Below are 17606 nucleotides of genomic sequence, written 5' to 3'. Positions count from 1 at the left end.
AGACACACATGGCGGTGATCTTCGCGGACAGGGCAACGCAAAGATCACCACCAGTGGATCACGCCATGAAGTTGATCAATTACCCAACACTTTCTGAGCCGTGGTGTGGTGCGGGTCACGCCGCGGGCTCCCGCGGGGCTGTCACGGGGAGCCCGGTGCCGCGCTCTTGAGGGGGACAGCGGAACACCGGACAAGGAGTACACCGTGGAACCCCGACTGGACGCCCTCGCCGACCCCGTCATCGGCAAGGTCTTCAAGCACCTCGTCGCCGCGGGCAGGCCCGTCGCGGAGTCGACCCTGCCGTACGTCACGCAGGAGCTGGTGAAGCTGCGCGCCAGCCAGATCAACGGCTGCGGCTTCTGCGTCGACATGCACACCAAGGACCTCGCCGCCGCCGGCCAGGACGCGACGCGGATCAGCCTCGTCGCGGCCTGGCGGGAGGCGACGGTGTTCACCGACGCCGAGCGGGCCGCCCTGGAGCTGGCCGAGCAGGGCACCCGCCTCGCCGACACGGCCGGCGGCGTCGGCGACGAGGCGTGGGAGAACGCCGCCAGGCACTACGACGAGGACCAGCTCGCCGCGCTGGTGGCCACGATCGCCCTGATCAACGCCTTCAACCGGGGCAACGTCATGCTCCGCCGGCCCGGCGGCGACTACCGGCCCGGCCAGTTCGCGTCCTGAGGGAGCCGCCCCCGGCCGGCCGTGTTCGTGGGGTGGGGCGCCCGCCCGGGCCGGCGGGGCGCGGGGCTCCTTTCACCCGCACGGGTGAACCTCACCGACCCGAACCGGCCAACGGGCGGTCGGCGCGGGCCGGTTGCGGGGTCCGGCCTGCCACGATCCTCGCGTCGCGTCCGTACGGCGAGGGCCCGTGCGGGGGAGAGGGAGAAGCCCATGTCCGAGGAAATGCCGCGCCGGATCGTCGTGGTCCGCCACGCCAAGGCCGAGCATCCCGACGGTGTGGAGGACCACGAGCGTCCCCTCGCCGAGCGGGGCCGCCGGGACGCCCCGGCGCTCGGCCGCTGGATCGCCGGCGCCGGCCTCACCCCCGACCTCGCGCTCGTCTCCACCGCCCTGCGGACCCGCCAGACCTGGCAGCTCGCGGCCGCCGAGCTGCCGGCCCGGCCCAGGACCGTCTTCGAGGAGCGCCTGTACGGGGCGGGCGCCGGGGAGATCGTCGCCGTCCTCAACGAGACGCCCGACACGGTCCAGGACCTGGTCGTGGTCGGCCACAACCCCGCCGTCCACGCCCTGGCCGAGGCCCTGGCGGGCGAGGCCGAGGGCGGCCTGTCGGCGCGGATGGACGGCAGCGGCTTCCCGACGGCCGCGGCCGCGGTGCTGACGTTCCAGGGCGACTGGAAGAGCGTCGAGCCCGGCGTCGCGAGGCTGGTCGCCTACTGGACGCCCCGCTCCTGAGTGGCCCGGGCCGCGGCGCTGCCCGCCGCGACCTGCCCGCCACGGCCTGCCCGCCACGGCGCTGCCCGCCGTGACCCGGCCGCCGCCACACCGTCACCACGACTCCGGAGGACCAGACGACACGCATCAGCCGCGAGACCGTCCTGAGGACGGCGACCTTCTGGCTGCGCCCGGCGTTCGCCCTGCGCGTGTTCAGCCGGTTCCAGCGGCTCGTGGGCTTCGACCGCTCGATGGCCCTGTCCTCCGCCGCCCTGACCGCCCTGGTGCCGCTCGCCCTCCTCTTCAGCTCTCTCGTGTCCAGCCTGGGCGGCGGCAAGGACATCGCCGACCGCGTCATCGACCGCTACGGCCTCACCGGGGACGGCGCCGAAGCCGTACGCGACATGCTCACCGCGTCCGGCGACTGGACCAGCGTGGGGCTCTTCGGGATCGCCTTCCTCCTCGTGTCGGTGCTGAGCTTCGCGCGCGCCGCCCAGCGGCTCTTCGAACAGGGCTGGGAGCTGCCGCCGTTGAGCGTCCGCAACACGGTGAACGGCCTGAAGTGGATCGCGCTACTGGCCGCCTACGCCGCCCTGACCGGCCTGGTCCACGCCACCCTGGGCCGCAGACCGCTGGAGCTGGCGGCGGCGGTCGTGGACGCGCCGCTGACGGCGGCCTTCCTCGTCTGGGGCGGCCGGCTCCTGTCCGCCGCCCGGATCCCCTGGCGCGACCTCGTGCCGTTCGGGGCCATCGGGGCCCTCCTGCTGACCGGCTACTCGGTGGCCATGAGCGTCTACCTGCCCCACCTCTTCAACTCCTACACGAACCGCTACGGCGCGATCGGGGCGGTCTTCGCCATGCTCTCCGCGCTGTTCGGGGCCATGCTCGCGACCGTCGCCTCGGCAGCGCTCGGCAAGGAGGTGCAGGACGAGCTCGACCGGATCGGCCGCGGCGAGCGCCCGCCGGACAACGAGGTCCGCCAGGAGTGGGACACGGTGCTCCGGCAGGCCCGCTCGCGCTGGCAGACCACCCGCGGCCAGAGCGTCCTGGGCCGCCTGAGGAGGAGGCACTGAGCACCCGGCGACCTGCCCGGCGCGGCGGGCCCCACGCCCGGCCGGTGGGTGTCGGCGGCGCGGCCCGGCGACGACCTCGCTCAACCCGACCATCGTGACGTCGATCCGTCCGTGCCCCGTCCCCGGCCCGCGACCGGTTTGCAGCCGTCGGCCTCCAAGCGGCCACGCGCCGTGGCTTCGGCGAACTCAGCGGGGCGACCACGCGCCCTCGGCCGCTTGGCCGTTGCGGCCGGCAACGGCGGCGGCGAGCGCGAGGATCGCCTCGACCTGGGCCATCCGGACGCGCGTGTCCGGGGAGTTCTTGACGGTGAACGACTTCGGGTTCAGCATCGCGAGGAGTTCCTCGGCCCGAGCCGCGTGGGTGGGGTAGTCAGCCATGCGAGCACGGTAGCCCGAAGGCCCGGTGCCGGAGCGGACGTCCCGCGGGTGCGCGGTTCGCGCCCGCGTCAGGGGCGCGGACAGGACCCGGCGCGGCTGCGCTCCTCGTCGGTGAGGTCCGGCCCCTCGTCCGCTGCGGCGGTCGGGAAGGCGGTCGGGAAGGCGAGAGGGCTGCCCTGCCGGCTCACACCGGTGGCCTTCTGGCAGAGCCGGACCCAGGCGTCGAGCTCCTGGACGGTCGACTGGGCGTCCTTCAGGCTGCCGAACGAGATCGTGCTGTTCACGTGGGCGCGCTGGTCCTGCGGCAGCCACTTGAGCTGGATGCCGCCGTACGAGTCGTGCACCGAGGACAGGCTCAGGCCGGCCAGGCTCTGGTTGACGCCCTGGTAGACCGCGACGTGGTCGCCGTCCACGCCGACGTAGTACTGGTCCTGCGTCCACTGGTAGCCGAGGTAGCCGGCGCCGACGAACAGGCCGAGCGCGACCAGGATGCCCATCGGGACAGCCAGGGGTCTGCGGGGCGGACCGGGGCGGTCGGATCCGTCCGGACGGCCGGGGGCGTTCGGATGCCCGGGCCCGCGGGGAGGTGGAGCGGGCGTCGTGCCGCTGCCGGCTGCCACCCGCAGCGCGCGGAGGCGGCCGTGGACCTCCTGCGCGGTCTGCGGCCGCCGGGCCGGGTCGCGCTCCAGAAGGTCCGCCACGAGGTCCACCAGCGGTCTCGGCAGGCCGGGGCGGACCGTGTCGAGCCGGGGCGCGGGCTCGTCGAGCTTGCGCCGGACGATCGCCAGGGCGTTGTGCCCGCTGAAGGGCGGGCGGCCGGCGAACACGGCGAACAGTACCCCGCCGAGCGCGTACAGGTCGGACCGTTCGTCACCACGCTCGGTGAGGAACTGTTCCGGCGCCCCGTACTCGGGAGTGCCGGCCGGTGACAGTTCGGAGGACCGTGCCAGGGCGGAGACGGTCAGGGACAGTCCCGCGATCCCGAAGTCGACGACCTTCACCCGGCCGCCGCGGGTGAGCATCACGTTCTGCGGCTTGATGTCGTAGTGGATGATCCGGGCCCGGTGGGCGGCCGCCAGTGCCGCGCAGACCGCCTCGGCGATGTCCAGCCCGAGGACCAGGTCCAAGGTCCCGCGCGCTCGGACGAGTTCGGCGAGGTTCCCGCCGTCCACCTGCTCCATGACGAGGAAGACGACGTCCTCGTGCATGCCGCGGTCGTACACCGCGACCACGTTCGGATGGTTGATCTGCGCCACGGCCACGGCCTCGCGCTCGAACCGCAGCGGCAGCTCCGCGACCGTCGCCGCGTCGAGGACGAGCGTCTTGAGCGCGACGTCGCGGTGCAGGGTGCGGTCGCGCGCGGACCACACCTCGCCCATGCCGCCCCGGCCGAGCCGTCTGGTCAACTCGTAGCGCCCGGCGACCAGTTCCCCGCTCTTCATCGACCGCTCCCGCTGGTTCCCGGCATGCCGGGAACCAGGATACGAACGGCGGGGCCGCGGGCAAGCCGGATCGACCGGACCGGGGCGTGCCTGGTAGGGGTGTTCAGTGCCCGGCGCCACCGTCGAGGACCTACACCGCTTCGTCACGGCTTCGCCACCCGATCGCGAACTTCGGCTCCGTGCAGCACCGTTGGGCCCTATTGTGATCCCGAAACGGGCACGGGCGGCCGGTCCGGCCTGGACACCGACGACGTCTGAGGGGCGCATGGGCGAGTGGGACGGATTCCTGGCGGACGGCTACGACGTGGAGGAGAGCAGCGCCTCGTTCTCCTACTCCGAGACCGACGCCGTCGCGGTCGAGGAGTACACGGAGACCGCGTTCGCGGTCGAGACCGAGGTCGACGTGCACGAGGTCCACGCGGCGGAGGTCGTCGAGACGGTGGAGGCCGTCGAGCTGGTGGAGGTCTCGGACGTCACCTTCGAGACCTACCTGTCCGTGACGGAGACCGACACCGTCGCGGGGGCCTACGAGTCCGATGCGTCGTACGGACACTCCGCGGAGGGCGGCCCCGGCTCCGATGACGACAACGGCCTCTCCCACGACGGTGACGCGGCGCACGACGGTGATCCGGCCCAGGGCGGCGAGACGGCGGACGACACCGGCGCGACGTACGAGGACCTGATCTGACGAGGTCTCGGACACCCGGCGCCCGGCGCCGGGTGTGCTGATCCTCCCCGCCCGCCGCCACCGGAGGTGCCGTGCCCTCGATCACCCTGGACGCCGAACGCCGGATCGCGGCTGCGCCCGAGCAGGCCCGGAGCGCCGTGGTGGCGGTGCTCCACCGGTCCGGCTTCCAGCTCACCGCGGACCTCGCCACCGTCATCGAGGCCCAACGCGGCTCCGCCGTACGGGCGGTGATGATGATGCCGGACCAAGTGCCGATGCTGGTGCGGATGAACGTACTCCCCGAGGCCGGGGCGCAGGCCGCGCTGGTCCGGGTGCACTTCTCGGACCGGGCGCTGTCCACCGTGATGGTCGGGGTGCAGGAGCCCTTCCAGCAGGCGTTCCTGTCGACGCTCGCCGCCTTCGACAAGGCGCTCGCCGACCTCGTCCCCGGGACGGTCGCCGACGGCTTCCCCGCCCCGCACCTGTGGGCGCGCCAGCGCAGTTCGGACGTCGCGGAGCGCGGCCACGCCGCCGGCCAACGCCTCGTCGACGGGGCCGCCTCGATGTTCTCCGGCCGTCTCTCGGGCGGGGCGAGGAGCAGCGGCCCGGCGGGCTGGGCGGGCATCACCCACGTCCGGTTCGTCTCGGACGCGGGCCTGGTGATGCTGGGCATGCCCGCCGTCGGCGCGCTGCTGGCGATCCCCGCGCTGATCGGCTCCGAGCGGCCGCCCACGGGCAAGGCGCCCTCGCTGCCGGGCGCGCTCAGGGCGAAGGTGCTCGATCTCGCCGCGCTGATCGAGACCAGGCTCTCCCAGGGTGCCTACGGGGTCCGGACCGTGGAGGTCCCGGACGAGCACCGGCTCACCTTCCAGTTCCTGTACCAGCAGTCGGCGATCCGCTCCCGACTGCCCGTGCGCACGCTGTGCGTCTGCCGGGACTGCAAGCACCCCAAGGTCGTCAACCTGGACCTGAAGCGGCTTCGGGCGAGGAACCGCAACCTCAAGATGCTGGCGTCCGTGCTCGGCGTGACCGCCGGGCGCAGCGACCCCAACCCCTTCCAGGTCTTCAGTACGGTGTTCCGCCAGGCCAAGCTGGAACCCGACTTCATCTGTACCCGCTGCGAGAGCACCGAGGCGTACGAACGCCCCGTCACCTTCTGCCCCGCGTGCGGTGACCAGCGTGCGGAGGCCGTGCTCACCACCTGCGACACGTGCAAGCACGACTTCCGCACCCCGTTCCGCGGCGCGCGCATCTGGGACGACGCACCACCGGCGCCGCCTCCACCCGCAGCGCCGCCGCAGCCCGCAGCGCCGCCTCCGCCCGCGGCACCGCCCGCGCCTGCGGCACCGCCTCCGCCCGCGGTGCCACCCGCGCCGCGCACGCGGCCGGTGCCTGCACCGCCCCCACCCGCGGCACCGCCCGTCACCGGGTTCGGACCCCCGCTCGCCCCGTACCCGGCCGCACCCGCGCCCGTGCCCCGGCCGGTGCCCGTGCCCCGGCCGGTGCCCGTGCCCCAGCCGGTGCCCCAGCCGTGGTCCTCCCCGCCGCTGGTCAATCCGTACGCGCAGCCCGACGCCGCCACACCCGGACGGCACTGCGCGATCTGCGGCCTGCCGTACCCGGTGCTGTGGAGCGTGCAGGTCCTGCGGGACGGCACCTGGCAGCAGCTGGCGGTCTGCGCGACCACCCCGCGCTGCTCCCCGCCGTCCGCCACCGCTCCCGTGCCGGCCTGAGCGGGCGGTGCGCGGGCCGCCGGTGCCTGCCCGGTCCGGTGCCGCCCCGTCCGGGCCCCCGTTCAGCCCAGCAGCGCCGCCACCGCCCCCGGTGTCCAGTGCCCGGCCGCGCCGGGGCGGGTGGCGAGGTAGCCCGCGGTGCGCCACGGTCCCCAGGCGTGGGATTCGGCCAGCCCCGCGCCCAGGGTCCGCAGGTACGCGGCGGCGGGGGCGTTGAGGTCGGCGCCGGCCGCGCCCCAGGGGGCGGTGAAGGTGAGCAGCGGGTGCCCGTCCAGGTCGCCGACGTGCAGCAGGGTCTCGTAGCGGCCGGGGCCCAGGGCGGTGCGCCCCTCGGCGAGCACCCGGGTGAGGTCGAGGTCGGCGCCGGGGGAGCGGCGCATCTCCTGGGCGGCGATGTCGCTGAACTGTCCGATCGTCAGAAGATAGGCCCGGCAGGGCACTTCGCCGCGCACGGACGGGTCGTAGAAGGCCGAGCCGCCGCCCCAGGTCAGTGACCGGCCGGCGAAGTACAGGGTGCCCGGCAGCGCGGTCGCGACCGCCCGGCGCGCGGGGCTGCGGTCGCGGCAGCCGGGGTAGGTGTGCGCTCCGCCGTTCGGGCGGCCTCCGCGCAGGTAGCAGGCGAGGCGCGCGGCGTGCAGGTTCGAGCCGTACGCCACGTACCAGACGAGGACCGCGCCGTTCCGGCCGACCGGGGCCCGGCCGGCGGCGCCGCTCCACGGCTCCCTCACAGGAAGGGCCCGCCGTGAGGGCCGCGGGCGTCGTTCATACGGATGTGCGAACCGGGTGAACGGGGCGGAGATCCGACCCAAACCCCCCGATTCGGTGGTAACCCTCTCATCACCGGTACCGTGCCGGGCGCCATGGTGTTCATCACTCTGCCCTCTCCCGTCCCGCCGCCGCACCCTCCGACGGCTACCCTGCACCAGCGAAAACGCCCAGAAACCCCGAAACGACATTCGATTCATTCCCCGTCGCCCCCGTACGGCATCGATGATGAGAATTTCCTTTGACCGCACCCCCGCTGCATCCAGCGGACTCCCAGTGGAGTCATGGTGTGTGGGCGCGCCCGCCGGTGGACCCAGTGTCACCCCCCGTCACCCCACGACACCGCCCGTACGCGCCCCACGACCCCGGAGCCGAGGAACAACCCCCATGGACGCACGCCACGACACGGCCGGCCCAGGCACGCTGCACCGCCCCCACCCGGGCCCCGCAGCCGGCTGGCCCGCGAGCCGGCCCGCGCACCCCCGCAGCCTGCTCGACGTCATCGCCGCCACCGCCGACGCCCACCCCCAGGCGCCCGCGCTCGACACCGGCGACACCGTCCTGGACTACCGCGCCCTGCTCCACGAGGTCGACACCCTCGCCGGACAGCTCGCCGCCCACGGCATCGGCCGCGGCGACCGGGTCGGCGTGCGCATCCCCTCCGGCACCGCCGACCTCTACGTCGCCGTCCTCGCCGTCCTGCGCTGCGGCGCCGCCTACGTCCCCGTCGACGCCGACGACCCCGACGAACGCGCCGACATGATCTGGCAGGACGCCGCCGTCTGCGCCGTCATCGGCGCCGGACGCCACCTCCACGCCGGGCCCGCCGCCCACCCCGGCGGCCACCCCGCCTGGCCCGCCCCCGCCGACGACGCCTGGATCATCTTCACCTCCGGCACCACCGGCCGCCCCAAGGGCGTCGCCGTCACCCACCGCTCCGCCGCCGCCTTCGTCGACGCCGAAGCCCGCCTCTTCCTGCAGCACCAGCCCCTCGGCCCCGGCGACCGCGTCCTCGCCGGACTCTCCGTCGCCTTCGACGCCTCCTGCGAGGAGATGTGGCTGGCCTGGCGCCACGGCGCCTGCCTCGTCCCCGCCCCCCGCTCCCTCGTCAAAGCCGGCACCGACCTCGGCCCCTGGCTCGTGGAACGCCGCATCACCGCCGTCTCCACCGTCCCCACCCTGCTCGCCCTGTGGCCCCACGACAGCCTGGACGCCGTCCGCCTGATCATCGTCGGCGGCGAAGCCTGCCCCGCCGAACTCGTCGACCGCCTCGCCACCGGCACCCGCGAGTTCTGGAACACCTACGGCCCCACCGAGACCACCGTCGTCGCCACCGCCGCCCGCCTGCTGCCCGGCGAGCCCGTCCGCATCGGCGCCCCCCTCGACGGCTGGGAGATCGCCGTCGTCGACCAGGCCGGCCACCCCGTCCCCTGGTACGCCGGCGGCGAACTGCTCATCACCGGCGTCGGCACCGCCCGCTACCTCGACCCCGCCAAGGACGCCGAGAAGTTCAGCCCCCACCCCGCCCTCGCCTCCCCGCGCGTCTACCGCAGCGGCGACCTCGTGCGCAACGACCCCGAAGGCCTCGTCTTCCTCGGCCGCGCCGACGACCAGGTCAAACTCGGCGGCCGCCGCATCGAACTCGGCGAGATCGACGCCGCCCTGCAAGCCCTGCCCGACATCGCGGCCGCCGCCGCCGCCGTCCGCAAGACCCCCGCCGGCGCCGACCTCCTCGTCGGCTACCTCGTCGCCCGCCCCGGCACCACCCCCGACCTCGCCGCCGCCCGCCGCCACCTCCTCGCCCACCTGCCCGCCCCGCTCGTGCCCGTCCTCGCCCTCGTCGACTCCCTGCCCACCCGCACCTCCGGCAAGGTCGACCGAGGCGCCCTGCCCTGGCCCCTGGCCACCACCGCCGGCACCGCCTCTGCTTCCGCTGGGCAGGCCGGGCAGGCCGGGCAGGCCGGGCACGCCCCCGACGGCACCGCCGGCCGCCTCGCCGCGCACTGGGAACGCCTGCTCGGCACCGCCCCCGGCCCCGACGACGACTTCTTCGCCCTCGGCGGCTCCAGCCTCACCGCCGCCCGCCTCGTCTCCGACCTGCGCACCCACCACAGCGGCGTCTCCGTCGCCGACCTCTACGCCCACCCCGTCCTCAGCGACCTCGCCGCCTACCTGGACACCCTCACCCCCGCCGCCCGGCCCGCCGCCACCCCCACCCCCACCGCGGACCCCCGCCGCACCGTACGCCGCACCCCCCGCAGCGCCGCCGCCTGGCAGACCCTCCTGCTCCTCGGCATGTTCAGCCTCGCCGGACTGCGCTGGATCCTCGTCCTGATCGCCCTCGACAACCTCACCGGCAACCACCTCACCTGGGCCCCCCACAGCCCCTGGTGGCCCGTCGCCGCCGGCCTCGCCCTCCTCTACAGCGCCCCCGGCCGCACCCTCCTCGCCGCCACCGGCGCCCGCCTCCTCACCACCGGCATCCGCCCCGGCAGCCACCCCCGCGGCGGCCACGTCCACCTTCGGCTCTGGGCCGCCGAACGCTACACCGCCATGCTCGGCACCGCCGCCCTCGCCGGCACCCCCTGGGCCACCCGCTACGCCCGCGCCCTCGGCTGCCGCGTCGGCCCCGGCGTACGACTGCACACCCTGCCCCCCGTCACCGGCCTCGCCCGCCTCGGCGCCCACAGCTCCCTCGAACCCGAAGCCGACCTCGCCGGCTGGTGGCTCGACGGCGACACCCTCCACCTCGGCCGCATCGACATCGGCGAAGGCGCCCGCGTCGGCCACCGCGCCACCCTCATGCCCGGCGCCCGCATCGGCGCCCGCGCCGAGATCGCCCCCGGCTCCTGCGTCACCGGCACCGTCCCGCCCGGCGAACACTGGCACGGCTCCCCGGCCCGCCCCACCACCGAACCCCTCGCCGACTGGCCCGCCACCCCCGCCCCCACCCCCCGCGGCTGGAACCCCTGGAACCTCGCCTACGGCATCGGCTCCGCCGTCCTCGGCCTCGTCCCGATCATCTCCGCACTGCCCGCCCTGCTCGTCGTCTACCCGATGATCGACACCGACCGCACCCTGGCCACCGCCCTCCTCCAACTCCTGCCCGCCACCATCCCCCTCGCCGCCCTCACCCTCCTGTGCCACGCCGCCCTCATAGCGCTGCTCGTACGCCTCCTCTCCCGGCCGCTGCGCCCCGGCTTCCACCCCGCCGACGGCCACGTCGCCTTCTGCGCCTGGGCCGTCAGCCGCCTCAGCGACACCGCCCGGCGCACCCTCTTCCCCCTCTACGCCAGCCTCTTCACCCCCGTCTGGCTGCGCCTGCTCGGCGCCCGCGTCGGACGCCGCGTCGAAGCCTCCACCGTGCTCGCCCTGCCCGGCCTGATGCGCGTCGAGGACGGCGCCTTCCTCGCCGACGACACCCTCGTCGCCCCCTACGAACTGCGCGGCGGCTGGCTCCACCTCGGCCCCTCCCGGGTCGGACGCCGCTCCTTCGTCGGCAACTCCGGCATCGTCGGCCCCGGCCGCCACCTGCCCGACAACTCCCTCGTCGGCGTCCTGTCCGACACCCCCGCCCACGCCCCCGAAGGCACCTCCTGGCTCGGCCGCCCCGCCTTCGCCCTGCCCCGCGTCGCCGACACCGGCGGCGAGGCCCGCACCTACGACCCGCCCCGGCGCCTCATGTGGGCCCGCGCCGGCGTCGAGTTCTGCCGGCTGCTGCCCGTCATCCTCGCCGCCCTGCTCGGCGACCTCGTCCTCGCCGTCCTGCAGGAACTGCGCGACGACTACGGCCTGGTCACCGCCCTCGCCGGCGCCGGACTCGTCCTGGTCGGCGCCGCCGCCGTCGCCTGCGCCGTCACCACCGCCGCCAAATGGCTGCTCGTCGGACGCTTCCGCGTAGCCGAACACCCGCTGTGGTCCTCCTTCGTGTGGCGCAACGAGCTCTACGACACCTTCGTCGAGGAACTCGCCATGCCCTTCGGCGGCTCCACCATCACCGGCACCCCCTACCTCAACGCCTGGCTGCGCAGCCTCGGCGCCCGCATCGGACGCGGCGTGTGGTGCGAGACCCACTGGCTGCCCGAGAGCGACCTGGTCACCGTCGAAGCCGGCGCCAGCGTCAACCGCGGCACCGTCCTGCAGACCCACCTCTTCCACGACCGCGTCATGCGCCTGGGCCCCGTCCACCTCGGCGCCGGCTCCACCACCGGCCCGCACTCCGTCGTCCTGCTCAACTCCTCCCTCGGCGCGAACACCACCGTCGGGCCCGCCTCCCTCGTCATGCGCGGCGAGAACGTCCCCGGCGCCACCCGCTGGCTCGGCAACCCCGTCGCCGCATGGAACGCCGACCCCACCCCGCCCGCCGGCCGCCGACGCCGCCGGGCCCCCGCGGCGGCGTGACCCGGCGGTGTGACACGGATCACTTGGGGCGGGCGATGAGTCGGCGGTGCGGTCACGGTCCTACCTCGCGACCGCACCGCTTCGGCTTTGCCCGACCGAGAGGAACCACACTCATGACCGCCACCCCCGTGAAGAAGCCCGCTGCCGCGAAGGGCAACCCGGCCTCCTACTTCCCGTCGATCGAGAAGAAGCACGGCCGCCCCATCGAGGAGTGGAAGGACCTCATCCGCACCTCGCCCCTCACCAAGCACATGGAACTCGTCGCCTGGCTCAAGGCCGACCACGGCCTCGGCCACGGCCACGCCAACGCCCTCGTCGCCCACACCCTCGCCGAACGCACTGCCTGACCGCCGCCCCGGCGCCGCCGGGGCGGCCCGGGGTCCGGCCGCTGCTGCGCCACCCGGCCGGTCGCCGGTCGCCGTCCGACACGGTCGCCCCGCCACCGTCCGGCGCACTGCCCGGCCGGGGATGGCGGCCGTCTGGCGCGGTGTCTCCATCCGTGCCGTCCGCCTCGCCGCGCGGCTGGGCGCCCGGTCGCTGCCCCACACACTGCCCGGCCGCCCGTCTGGCGCGCCACTGCCCAGCCGCCCAGCCGCCGCGCCTTCCCCTCCCTCCCTTCCCCCGACGCGCCGACCGGCCGCCGGGAGCCCTGTGGGAGAGTACGGGCGATCTTGAATCCTGGGGGTGGATAGTTGCGTACGCGTCATTCCATGGCGGCCGGGCTCGTCCTGGCAGTCCTCGCCGTCCCGGCCTGCTCCGCAGACCCGAAGGCCCGGCCGGCGGCCGCCCCGGGCACCGCGACCGCCTCGGCTGCCGCAGCCTCCGGCGGCCTGCGCGCGGGCCTGCTGACCGCGGACCGGCTCCCCCCGGGCTTCCAGCTCGACACGGAGAAGGTCAACGCGACGACGACCGACCCCCCGCACACCCCCTCGCCGACCCCCATCGCCTCGATGCCGTGCTCTGAACTCGGCGTCGAATCCTTCATGACCAAGCACGCCCGGCCCGTGGAGGACGTGGCCGTGGGGGTGACCCGGTCGCCGGTGCGCGACGACGACATCGGCTGGTTCGGACAGGAGGTGCTCGACCGCTACGCCCCCGGGCAGGCGGCCGAGGTCATGGCCGCGATCCGCGGCGTCGCCGGGCGCTGCCCCTCCTACACCGACACGCTCCCGAGTGGTGAGCAGCTCCAGGTCACCGCGAGCGTCACGCCGGCCGACCCCCGGGCCGACGACAGCCTCCTGCTCCACATCACCTCGACCTTCCCCGGCGACGCGGCGCCGTGGGTCGACGAAACCGCTTTCATCCGGGTGGGCGACGTGATCCTGGTGGTTCAGGAGATCGTCGAGAGCGCGCCGACGTCGGGCACGAGGGACGTCTTCGCGGCCGCCGTGACCACCTACCGCGCCACCGCCGCCGGCTGACGCCCGTACGGCGGCACGGCACGCGTCGGGGCCCTCCAGGTGGAGGGCCCCGATGCGTCCCGGGAACCGACTCGGCACCGGCCGGGTGCCGGCTGCGCGGCCGTGGTCTGCGGAGTCAGGCGAGGGCGGCGGCGAGCAGGGCGAAGGCGGCGATGATGACGGCGACGCGGGCGTAGTGGTAGCGGTCCCAGCGGTTCATCTGCTCCTTCCAGTCCTCGGGCCGGTTCTCCGGGGTCCACGTCTTGCCCCGGTTGTTGATCGGGACGAGCAGCAGGATCGACATGATCACGCTGAGGATCAGCAGTGCGGCGGCGATGACGACGAGGCCGGCGCCGTGCTGGTGCCATCCGGCGACGGCCCAGACCGCGGCGAGGGCGAGCGAGCCGATGTACCAGAACGGCATCACGGCGCCGAGCATCCGGCCCCCGTGGGCGCGGCCGAGCTGGCCGCTGTCGTCGGGGAGTGCGTCGAGGATCCGGTTGATGACGAAGGCGACGGAGAACTCCACCCCCACCATCACTCCGACGACCACGGTGGTGACGACCTTGAGTGCGTCGAGCATGATGACCCCTCCGGGATCTAGCGCTGCTAGGTGACGAGTCAACGCTAGTCCTGCTGCCGCTCACTTGTCTAGCGGTGCTAGGATCGGGTCATGTCGGTACAGGAACGCAAGGAACGCGAACGGGCGGCCCGCGAGCGCCTCATCGTGGCGACGGCCCGCGAACTCGCCGAGAACCAGGGCTGGGACGCGGTCACCACCCGCCGGCTCGCCGAGCGCATCGAATACAGCCAGCCCGTCCTCTACAGCCACTTCCGCGGCAAGCGCGAGATCATCGGCGCCGTCGCCCTGGAGGGTGCCGCCGAGATGGCCGTGGCACTGCGGGCCGCGACCGCCGCCGCGGACGGCCCCCGCTCCCGGGTCACCGCCCTCGCCCGCACCTACCTCGACTTCGCCGAACGCAACCCGGCGGTCTACGACGCCATCTTCCGGCTCGACGGCGGCCTGGCCTTCGCGGTCGAGGACACCCCGGAGCCGCTGAAGGACGCCTTCGCCGCCCTGCTGGAAAGCCTCGGCGAGGTCGCCGGGGACGGAGTCCACCCGGCCCTGTTCACCGAGGTGTTCTGGGCCTCCCTGCACGGGCTGGCCACCCTGACCCGGGCGGGCCGCCTCCCCGCGGCGGAAGCCGACCGGAGAGTGGAACTGCTGGTGGACCGGCTCGCCGTGGTCTGACACACCACCCCGACGAAACCCCGACCTCCACCCGAACGCCGCCGAAGCCGGCCAGGTCGACTTCCTGCGCGCATTGGCTGTTTCTGTGGGCGGTCGGGGCCCGGAAGGTCGTCAGGTCGACTTTCCGCTGTCGTGGTGAGCGGCCGCGCCGGGTGGGGTGCTCGCACAGGAAGTCGGCCAGGTCGACTTCTGGTGCTGTGGCCCGGAATGGCTGCGTGCGTCGGGGTCCCGCTCCCCGGGGATCCGGCCCCCGCTCGGCTCGGCTGTGCTTCGTGGTGACCCGCACGGGAAGTCGGCGGGGTCGACTTTTGGTGCGTGTTGGCTGTTTCTGTGGGTGGCTGGGGTTCTGGGAGGTCGTCAGGTCGACTTTTCGGCGTCGTGAGCGGCCGCGCTGGGTGGGGTGCTCGCACAGGAAGTCGGCCGGGTCGACTTCCGGCGTTGCGGAGTCCGACCTCCACGCGGTCCGGGTAGGGCCTGCTGTGCCCCTGGGGCTGGGGCCTGCCGCTGCGCGCAGTCGCTATGAGGCGTGATCAGCATGATCCCCGGGTGTTCGCGGGGGATGCTCGCGCAGGAAGTCGGCCGGGTCGACTTTTGGTGCTGCGGCCGGGGTGGCTGCGTGCGTCGGGGTCCCGCTCCCCGGGGATCCGGCCCCCGCTCGGCTCGGCCGCGCTTCGCAGTGCCCCGCACAGGAAGTCGGCGGGGTCGACTTTTGGTGCATGTTGGCTGTTTCTGTGGGTGGCTGGGGTCTGGGAGGTCGTCAGGTCGACTTTCCGCTGTCGTGGTGAGCGGCCGCGCCGGGTGGGGTGCTCGCACAGGAAGTCGGTCGGGTCGACTTCTGGAGGGTCACTGCGTGTCAGGCCCTGCGGCCCCCGGGGCCTGACTTCCCGTCGGTCCGGGGGTGCTCCCGCTGCGCCCCTGGGGCTGGGTCCGTCAGCGGGAGCGGCTGCCCTCGCTCGCGCTCGGTGCGGCCTGCGGGTTTTGCAGCAGCCCGCGCAGGAAGTCGGCGGGGTCGACTTTTGGTGCCGTGGCTGGGGTGGCTGTGTGTGTACGGGCTTGCTGCTCCCGGGGGCAGCTGTCTGCGGGTGTTCGACGTGGCTGGCACGGGAAGTCGGGCGGGCCGACTTCTGGTGGCTGCCTGGGGGTGCTTGCGTGGGAAGTCGAGTGGGTCGACTTTCTGTGCAGGCGGTGGTGCTGGTTGATGCCCGGGTGGGGGAGCACCAGAAGTCGGCCTGGTCGACTTCTGTGGGGCGGTCCTCTGGGTGGGGTTTCGCGGGGGAGCGGAGTTGTGCAGGGGCTTTTGGGGTGGCTGGGGCTCGGGTGGGGAGCGCGAGAAGTCGGGCGGGTCGACTTCTGGGGTGGGCGGGGGACCGGGGGCGAGGGTGGGGCGGGCGGATTCGCTCGAGCCGGTATCTGACGAACTATCAGATGATCAAGGAATCGGGGTAGATTGCTGTCGGTCGCCCCCGTGGCGGTGCGCCTCCCCTCCCGCAATCCTGGCCCGGGTCGTCCGGCCCGGGCGACGTGCGGAGGTGAGAGGAGACCGGGATGGAAGGCGACGAGCCGGTCCGAACGCGGACGTCGGAGAAGGTCGGGCGGTGGCTGCGGCGCAATGCCGGGGTCATCGCGGCCTTGGCGGCGGCGGTCGGGACGGTGATCACGGCGGTGAAGTAGGGCCGGTGCCCTGCCGAGGCGCCGGGCGGGGCCCGAAGGGGCGCCGGGTTTCCGGTCCCGGGCCAGTCCCGTCCGAGGTGAAGGCCCCCGACCAGTCGCAGTGGTCGGGGGCCGTTCGCTCTCACGGTAGCGCACCGGGGCGCGTCGCGGAGGCGGGCCGGGCCGCCAAGTACCGTACGGGCCAAGGCGCGTGTGTCGCGCGGCCGCCCCCCGCGGGGTCGCGAGCGCCGCGTCGGCGGGTGGACCCGGGGGCCGGGACCGCCAGCGGCACGATCGGATGAAGGCGGCCCCGGCCCCGGGTACGGTTCCGTACGGGCGGGGCATCGACCGCGGTGCCCGTACGGCTGCGGTCGGGTGCCATTCGACAACTTCAACAGGACTTGAAGTCAAGCGGGGTCCTCGCGCAGCCCGTCCCCGGGCCGCCCGTCCCCGCCGTCCCCGGCCGCCCCCGCAGTCCGTCCCCGGCCCGCCCCCGCGCGGCGGCGCCACCCCGGCGCGGGGTAGCCTCGCTCACGGCGTGGGCCTGCGGACGGGCACGGACGAGGCGGGCACGAACGAGGCAGACAGGGGCGGTCGGATGGCGGAGCAGCAGCGCGGCTACTGGCGGGTGTCGGACGGTGTGGTGGTCGGCGCCACCCAGGCGCACATCGTGTGGACCAGAGCCGCCTACCCGGCCCTGGTGGAGGTGGCAAGCCGCTACCACGCGGTGATCACCTACGCGGAGCTGGCCGAGGCGGTCCAGGAGGCGTCCGGCGTGCGCACCCGGGTCAACCAGCGGCACTGGATCGGCAAGGTGCTGTCGCTGGTGATCCTGGAGGCGCACCGGCGCGGGGATCCGCCGCTGACCTCCCTGGTGGTGAATGCGGCGGACGGCAAGGTCGGCGCCGGCTACCAGGAGGTGCTGGCGGTCGCCGGGCAGCCGCCGCTGGCCGACGAGATGGACCGCGAGCAGCACGCGGCCGCCGCCCGTCTGGCCTGCTACCGGCACTTCGGCGCGGACCTGCCCGCCGACGGCGGCACCCCCGCCCTGGCCCCGCGCCTGCGGGCCTCGGTGCAGCGCAAGGCCACCTCCTCCTCCGCCGCCGCGACCAGCACCACCGCCGCCGCGGCCGCGCCGCGCCCGCCGGCGATCTGTCCGACCTGCTTCCTGGAGCTGCCGGCGACGCGGGTGTGCGACTCCTGCGGGGAGACCATCGCCCCGTGAGGCCGTGAGGCCGTGAGGCCGTGAGCGGTGCGCCCGGCAGCCGGGGCCGGGGCGATCGGGTGTCGGCTGCCTCGGCGGACGTCGTCCCGTGACCGGCCCCGGTGTCGGGAGTCGGCTCCGGGGCCCGAGGGCGTCGCGAGAACGGCGTGACGCTGCCGGAGCCCTGCCGGAGGGGCCGAGGGCGAACCGTTTCCCCTTGGAAGCTGCCCGGACGTCGGCGCGGTCCCG

Annotated in this window: 15 protein-coding genes; 11 read left to right on the top strand and 4 right to left on the bottom strand. The window is 74.4% G+C overall.

The window, feature by feature from the left end; translation table 11 throughout:
* Positions 1–204: 204 nt before the first annotated feature.
* From ACIRST_RS22860 to ACIRST_RS22850, 3 genes are all read left to right on the top strand, one after another.
* Positions 205–681, top strand: coding sequence for a carboxymuconolactone decarboxylase family protein (locus ACIRST_RS22860; RefSeq protein WP_402803949.1), 477 nt, complete (start codon positions 205–207; stop codon positions 679–681).
* Between the two features lie 210 nt (positions 682–891).
* A complete protein-coding gene (locus tag ACIRST_RS22855) occupies positions 892–1413 on the top strand; it encodes a histidine phosphatase family protein (RefSeq protein WP_350519438.1) in 522 nt (173 codons plus the stop codon).
* Between the two features lie 188 nt (positions 1414–1601).
* A complete protein-coding gene (locus tag ACIRST_RS22850; RefSeq protein ID WP_350519439.1) occupies positions 1602–2465 on the top strand; it encodes a YhjD/YihY/BrkB family envelope integrity protein in 864 nt (287 codons plus the stop codon).
* 186 nt (positions 2466–2651) lie between these two features.
* On the opposite strand, the gene ACIRST_RS22845 is transcribed toward ACIRST_RS22850, so the two are convergent.
* Positions 2652–2843, bottom strand: a complete 192-nt coding sequence (locus tag ACIRST_RS22845; RefSeq protein WP_350519440.1) for a hypothetical protein — start codon at positions 2841–2843, stop codon at positions 2652–2654.
* Between the two features lie 68 nt (positions 2844–2911).
* Positions 2912–4285, bottom strand: a complete 1374-nt coding sequence (locus tag ACIRST_RS22840) for a serine/threonine-protein kinase (protein ID WP_402803946.1) — start codon at positions 4283–4285, stop codon at positions 2912–2914.
* A 265-nt stretch (positions 4286–4550) separates the two neighbouring features.
* On the opposite strand from ACIRST_RS22840, the gene ACIRST_RS22835 reads away from it, so the two are divergent.
* The gene (locus ACIRST_RS22835; protein ID WP_402803944.1) at positions 4551–4973 is read left to right on the top strand and encodes a hypothetical protein; all 423 of its coding nucleotides are present in this window, start codon (positions 4551–4553) and stop codon (positions 4971–4973) included.
* Between the two features lie 71 nt (positions 4974–5044).
* Entirely contained in the window at positions 5045–6685 is a 1641-nt protein-coding gene (locus ACIRST_RS22830; RefSeq protein ID WP_402803942.1) for a hypothetical protein, read from the top strand.
* A gap of 62 nt (positions 6686–6747) precedes the next feature.
* On the opposite strand, the gene ACIRST_RS22825 is transcribed toward ACIRST_RS22830, so the two are convergent.
* The gene (locus ACIRST_RS22825) at positions 6748–7413 is read right to left on the bottom strand and encodes a histone deacetylase (protein WP_402803940.1); all 666 of its coding nucleotides are present in this window, start codon (positions 7411–7413) and stop codon (positions 6748–6750) included.
* A 424-nt stretch (positions 7414–7837) separates the two neighbouring features.
* Between ACIRST_RS22825 and ACIRST_RS22820 the strand changes: the two genes are divergently transcribed.
* The 3 genes from ACIRST_RS22820 to ACIRST_RS22810 all read left to right on the top strand — a co-directional run bounded on the left by ACIRST_RS22820 (position 7838) and on the right by ACIRST_RS22810 (position 13272).
* Positions 7838–11851 carry a Pls/PosA family non-ribosomal peptide synthetase gene (locus tag ACIRST_RS22820; RefSeq protein ID WP_402803938.1) on the top strand — a complete coding sequence of 1338 codons (4014 nt, stop codon included), beginning with the start codon at positions 7838–7840 and terminating at the stop codon, positions 11849–11851.
* 113 nt (positions 11852–11964) lie between these two features.
* Positions 11965–12198, top strand: a complete 234-nt coding sequence (locus tag ACIRST_RS22815; RefSeq protein WP_402803936.1) for a DUF4287 domain-containing protein — start codon at positions 11965–11967, stop codon at positions 12196–12198.
* A gap of 363 nt (positions 12199–12561) precedes the next feature.
* A complete protein-coding gene (locus ACIRST_RS22810; protein WP_402803934.1) occupies positions 12562–13272 on the top strand; it encodes a hypothetical protein in 711 nt (236 codons plus the stop codon).
* 115 nt (positions 13273–13387) lie between these two features.
* On the opposite strand, the gene ACIRST_RS22805 is transcribed toward ACIRST_RS22810, so the two are convergent.
* Positions 13388–13834 (bottom strand): anthrone oxygenase family protein, encoded by a 447-nt coding sequence (locus ACIRST_RS22805; RefSeq protein ID WP_402803932.1) that lies wholly within the window; start codon positions 13832–13834, stop codon positions 13388–13390.
* A 90-nt stretch (positions 13835–13924) separates the two neighbouring features.
* Between ACIRST_RS22805 and ACIRST_RS22800 the strand changes: the two genes are divergently transcribed.
* The 3 genes from ACIRST_RS22800 to ACIRST_RS22790 all read left to right on the top strand — a co-directional run bounded on the left by ACIRST_RS22800 (position 13925) and on the right by ACIRST_RS22790 (position 17378).
* A complete protein-coding gene (locus ACIRST_RS22800) occupies positions 13925–14503 on the top strand; it encodes a TetR/AcrR family transcriptional regulator (RefSeq protein WP_350519449.1) in 579 nt (192 codons plus the stop codon).
* A gap of 1545 nt (positions 14504–16048) precedes the next feature.
* On the top strand, positions 16049–16174 hold the full coding sequence (locus tag ACIRST_RS22795; RefSeq protein ID WP_350519450.1) for a hypothetical protein: 126 nt from the start codon (positions 16049–16051) through the stop codon (positions 16172–16174).
* 577 nt (positions 16175–16751) lie between these two features.
* Positions 16752–17378, top strand: a complete 627-nt coding sequence (locus ACIRST_RS22790) for a hypothetical protein (RefSeq protein ID WP_402803930.1) — start codon at positions 16752–16754, stop codon at positions 17376–17378.
* Positions 17379–17606: the final 228 nt, after the last annotated feature.

The organism is Kitasatospora sp. NPDC101447 (assembly GCF_044767225.1).
GTDB lineage: Bacteria > Actinomycetota > Actinomycetes > Streptomycetales > Streptomycetaceae > Kitasatospora.
The sequence above is the reverse complement of the archived record's forward strand: the minus strand, read 5'-3'. Positions and strand labels throughout refer to the sequence as shown.

Excerpts from the sequence above, each read along its gene's own strand:
- ACIRST_RS22855 (WP_350519438.1), top strand. The coding sequence starts at position 892 with ATGTCCGAGGAAATGCCGCGCCGGATCGTCGTGGTCCGCCACGCCAAG.
- ACIRST_RS22845 (WP_350519440.1), bottom strand. The coding sequence starts at position 2,843 with ATGGCTGACTACCCCACCCACGCGGCTCGGGCCGAGGAACTCCTCGCG.
- ACIRST_RS22840 (WP_402803946.1), bottom strand. The coding sequence starts at position 4,285 with ATGAAGAGCGGGGAACTGGTCGCCGGGCGCTACGAGTTGACCAGACGG.
- ACIRST_RS22835 (WP_402803944.1), top strand. The coding sequence starts at position 4,551 with ATGGGCGAGTGGGACGGATTCCTGGCGGACGGCTACGACGTGGAGGAG.
- ACIRST_RS22820 (WP_402803938.1), top strand. The coding sequence starts at position 7,838 with ATGGACGCACGCCACGACACGGCCGGCCCAGGCACGCTGCACCGCCCC.
- ACIRST_RS22815 (WP_402803936.1), top strand. The coding sequence starts at position 11,965 with ATGACCGCCACCCCCGTGAAGAAGCCCGCTGCCGCGAAGGGCAACCCG.
- ACIRST_RS22810 (WP_402803934.1), top strand. The coding sequence starts at position 12,562 with ATGGCGGCCGGGCTCGTCCTGGCAGTCCTCGCCGTCCCGGCCTGCTCC.
- ACIRST_RS22805 (WP_402803932.1), bottom strand. The coding sequence starts at position 13,834 with ATGCTCGACGCACTCAAGGTCGTCACCACCGTGGTCGTCGGAGTGATG.
- ACIRST_RS22800 (WP_350519449.1), top strand. The coding sequence starts at position 13,925 with ATGTCGGTACAGGAACGCAAGGAACGCGAACGGGCGGCCCGCGAGCGC.
- ACIRST_RS22795 (WP_350519450.1), top strand. The coding sequence starts at position 16,049 with ATGGAAGGCGACGAGCCGGTCCGAACGCGGACGTCGGAGAAGGTCGGG.
- ACIRST_RS22790 (WP_402803930.1), top strand. The coding sequence starts at position 16,752 with ATGGCGGAGCAGCAGCGCGGCTACTGGCGGGTGTCGGACGGTGTGGTG.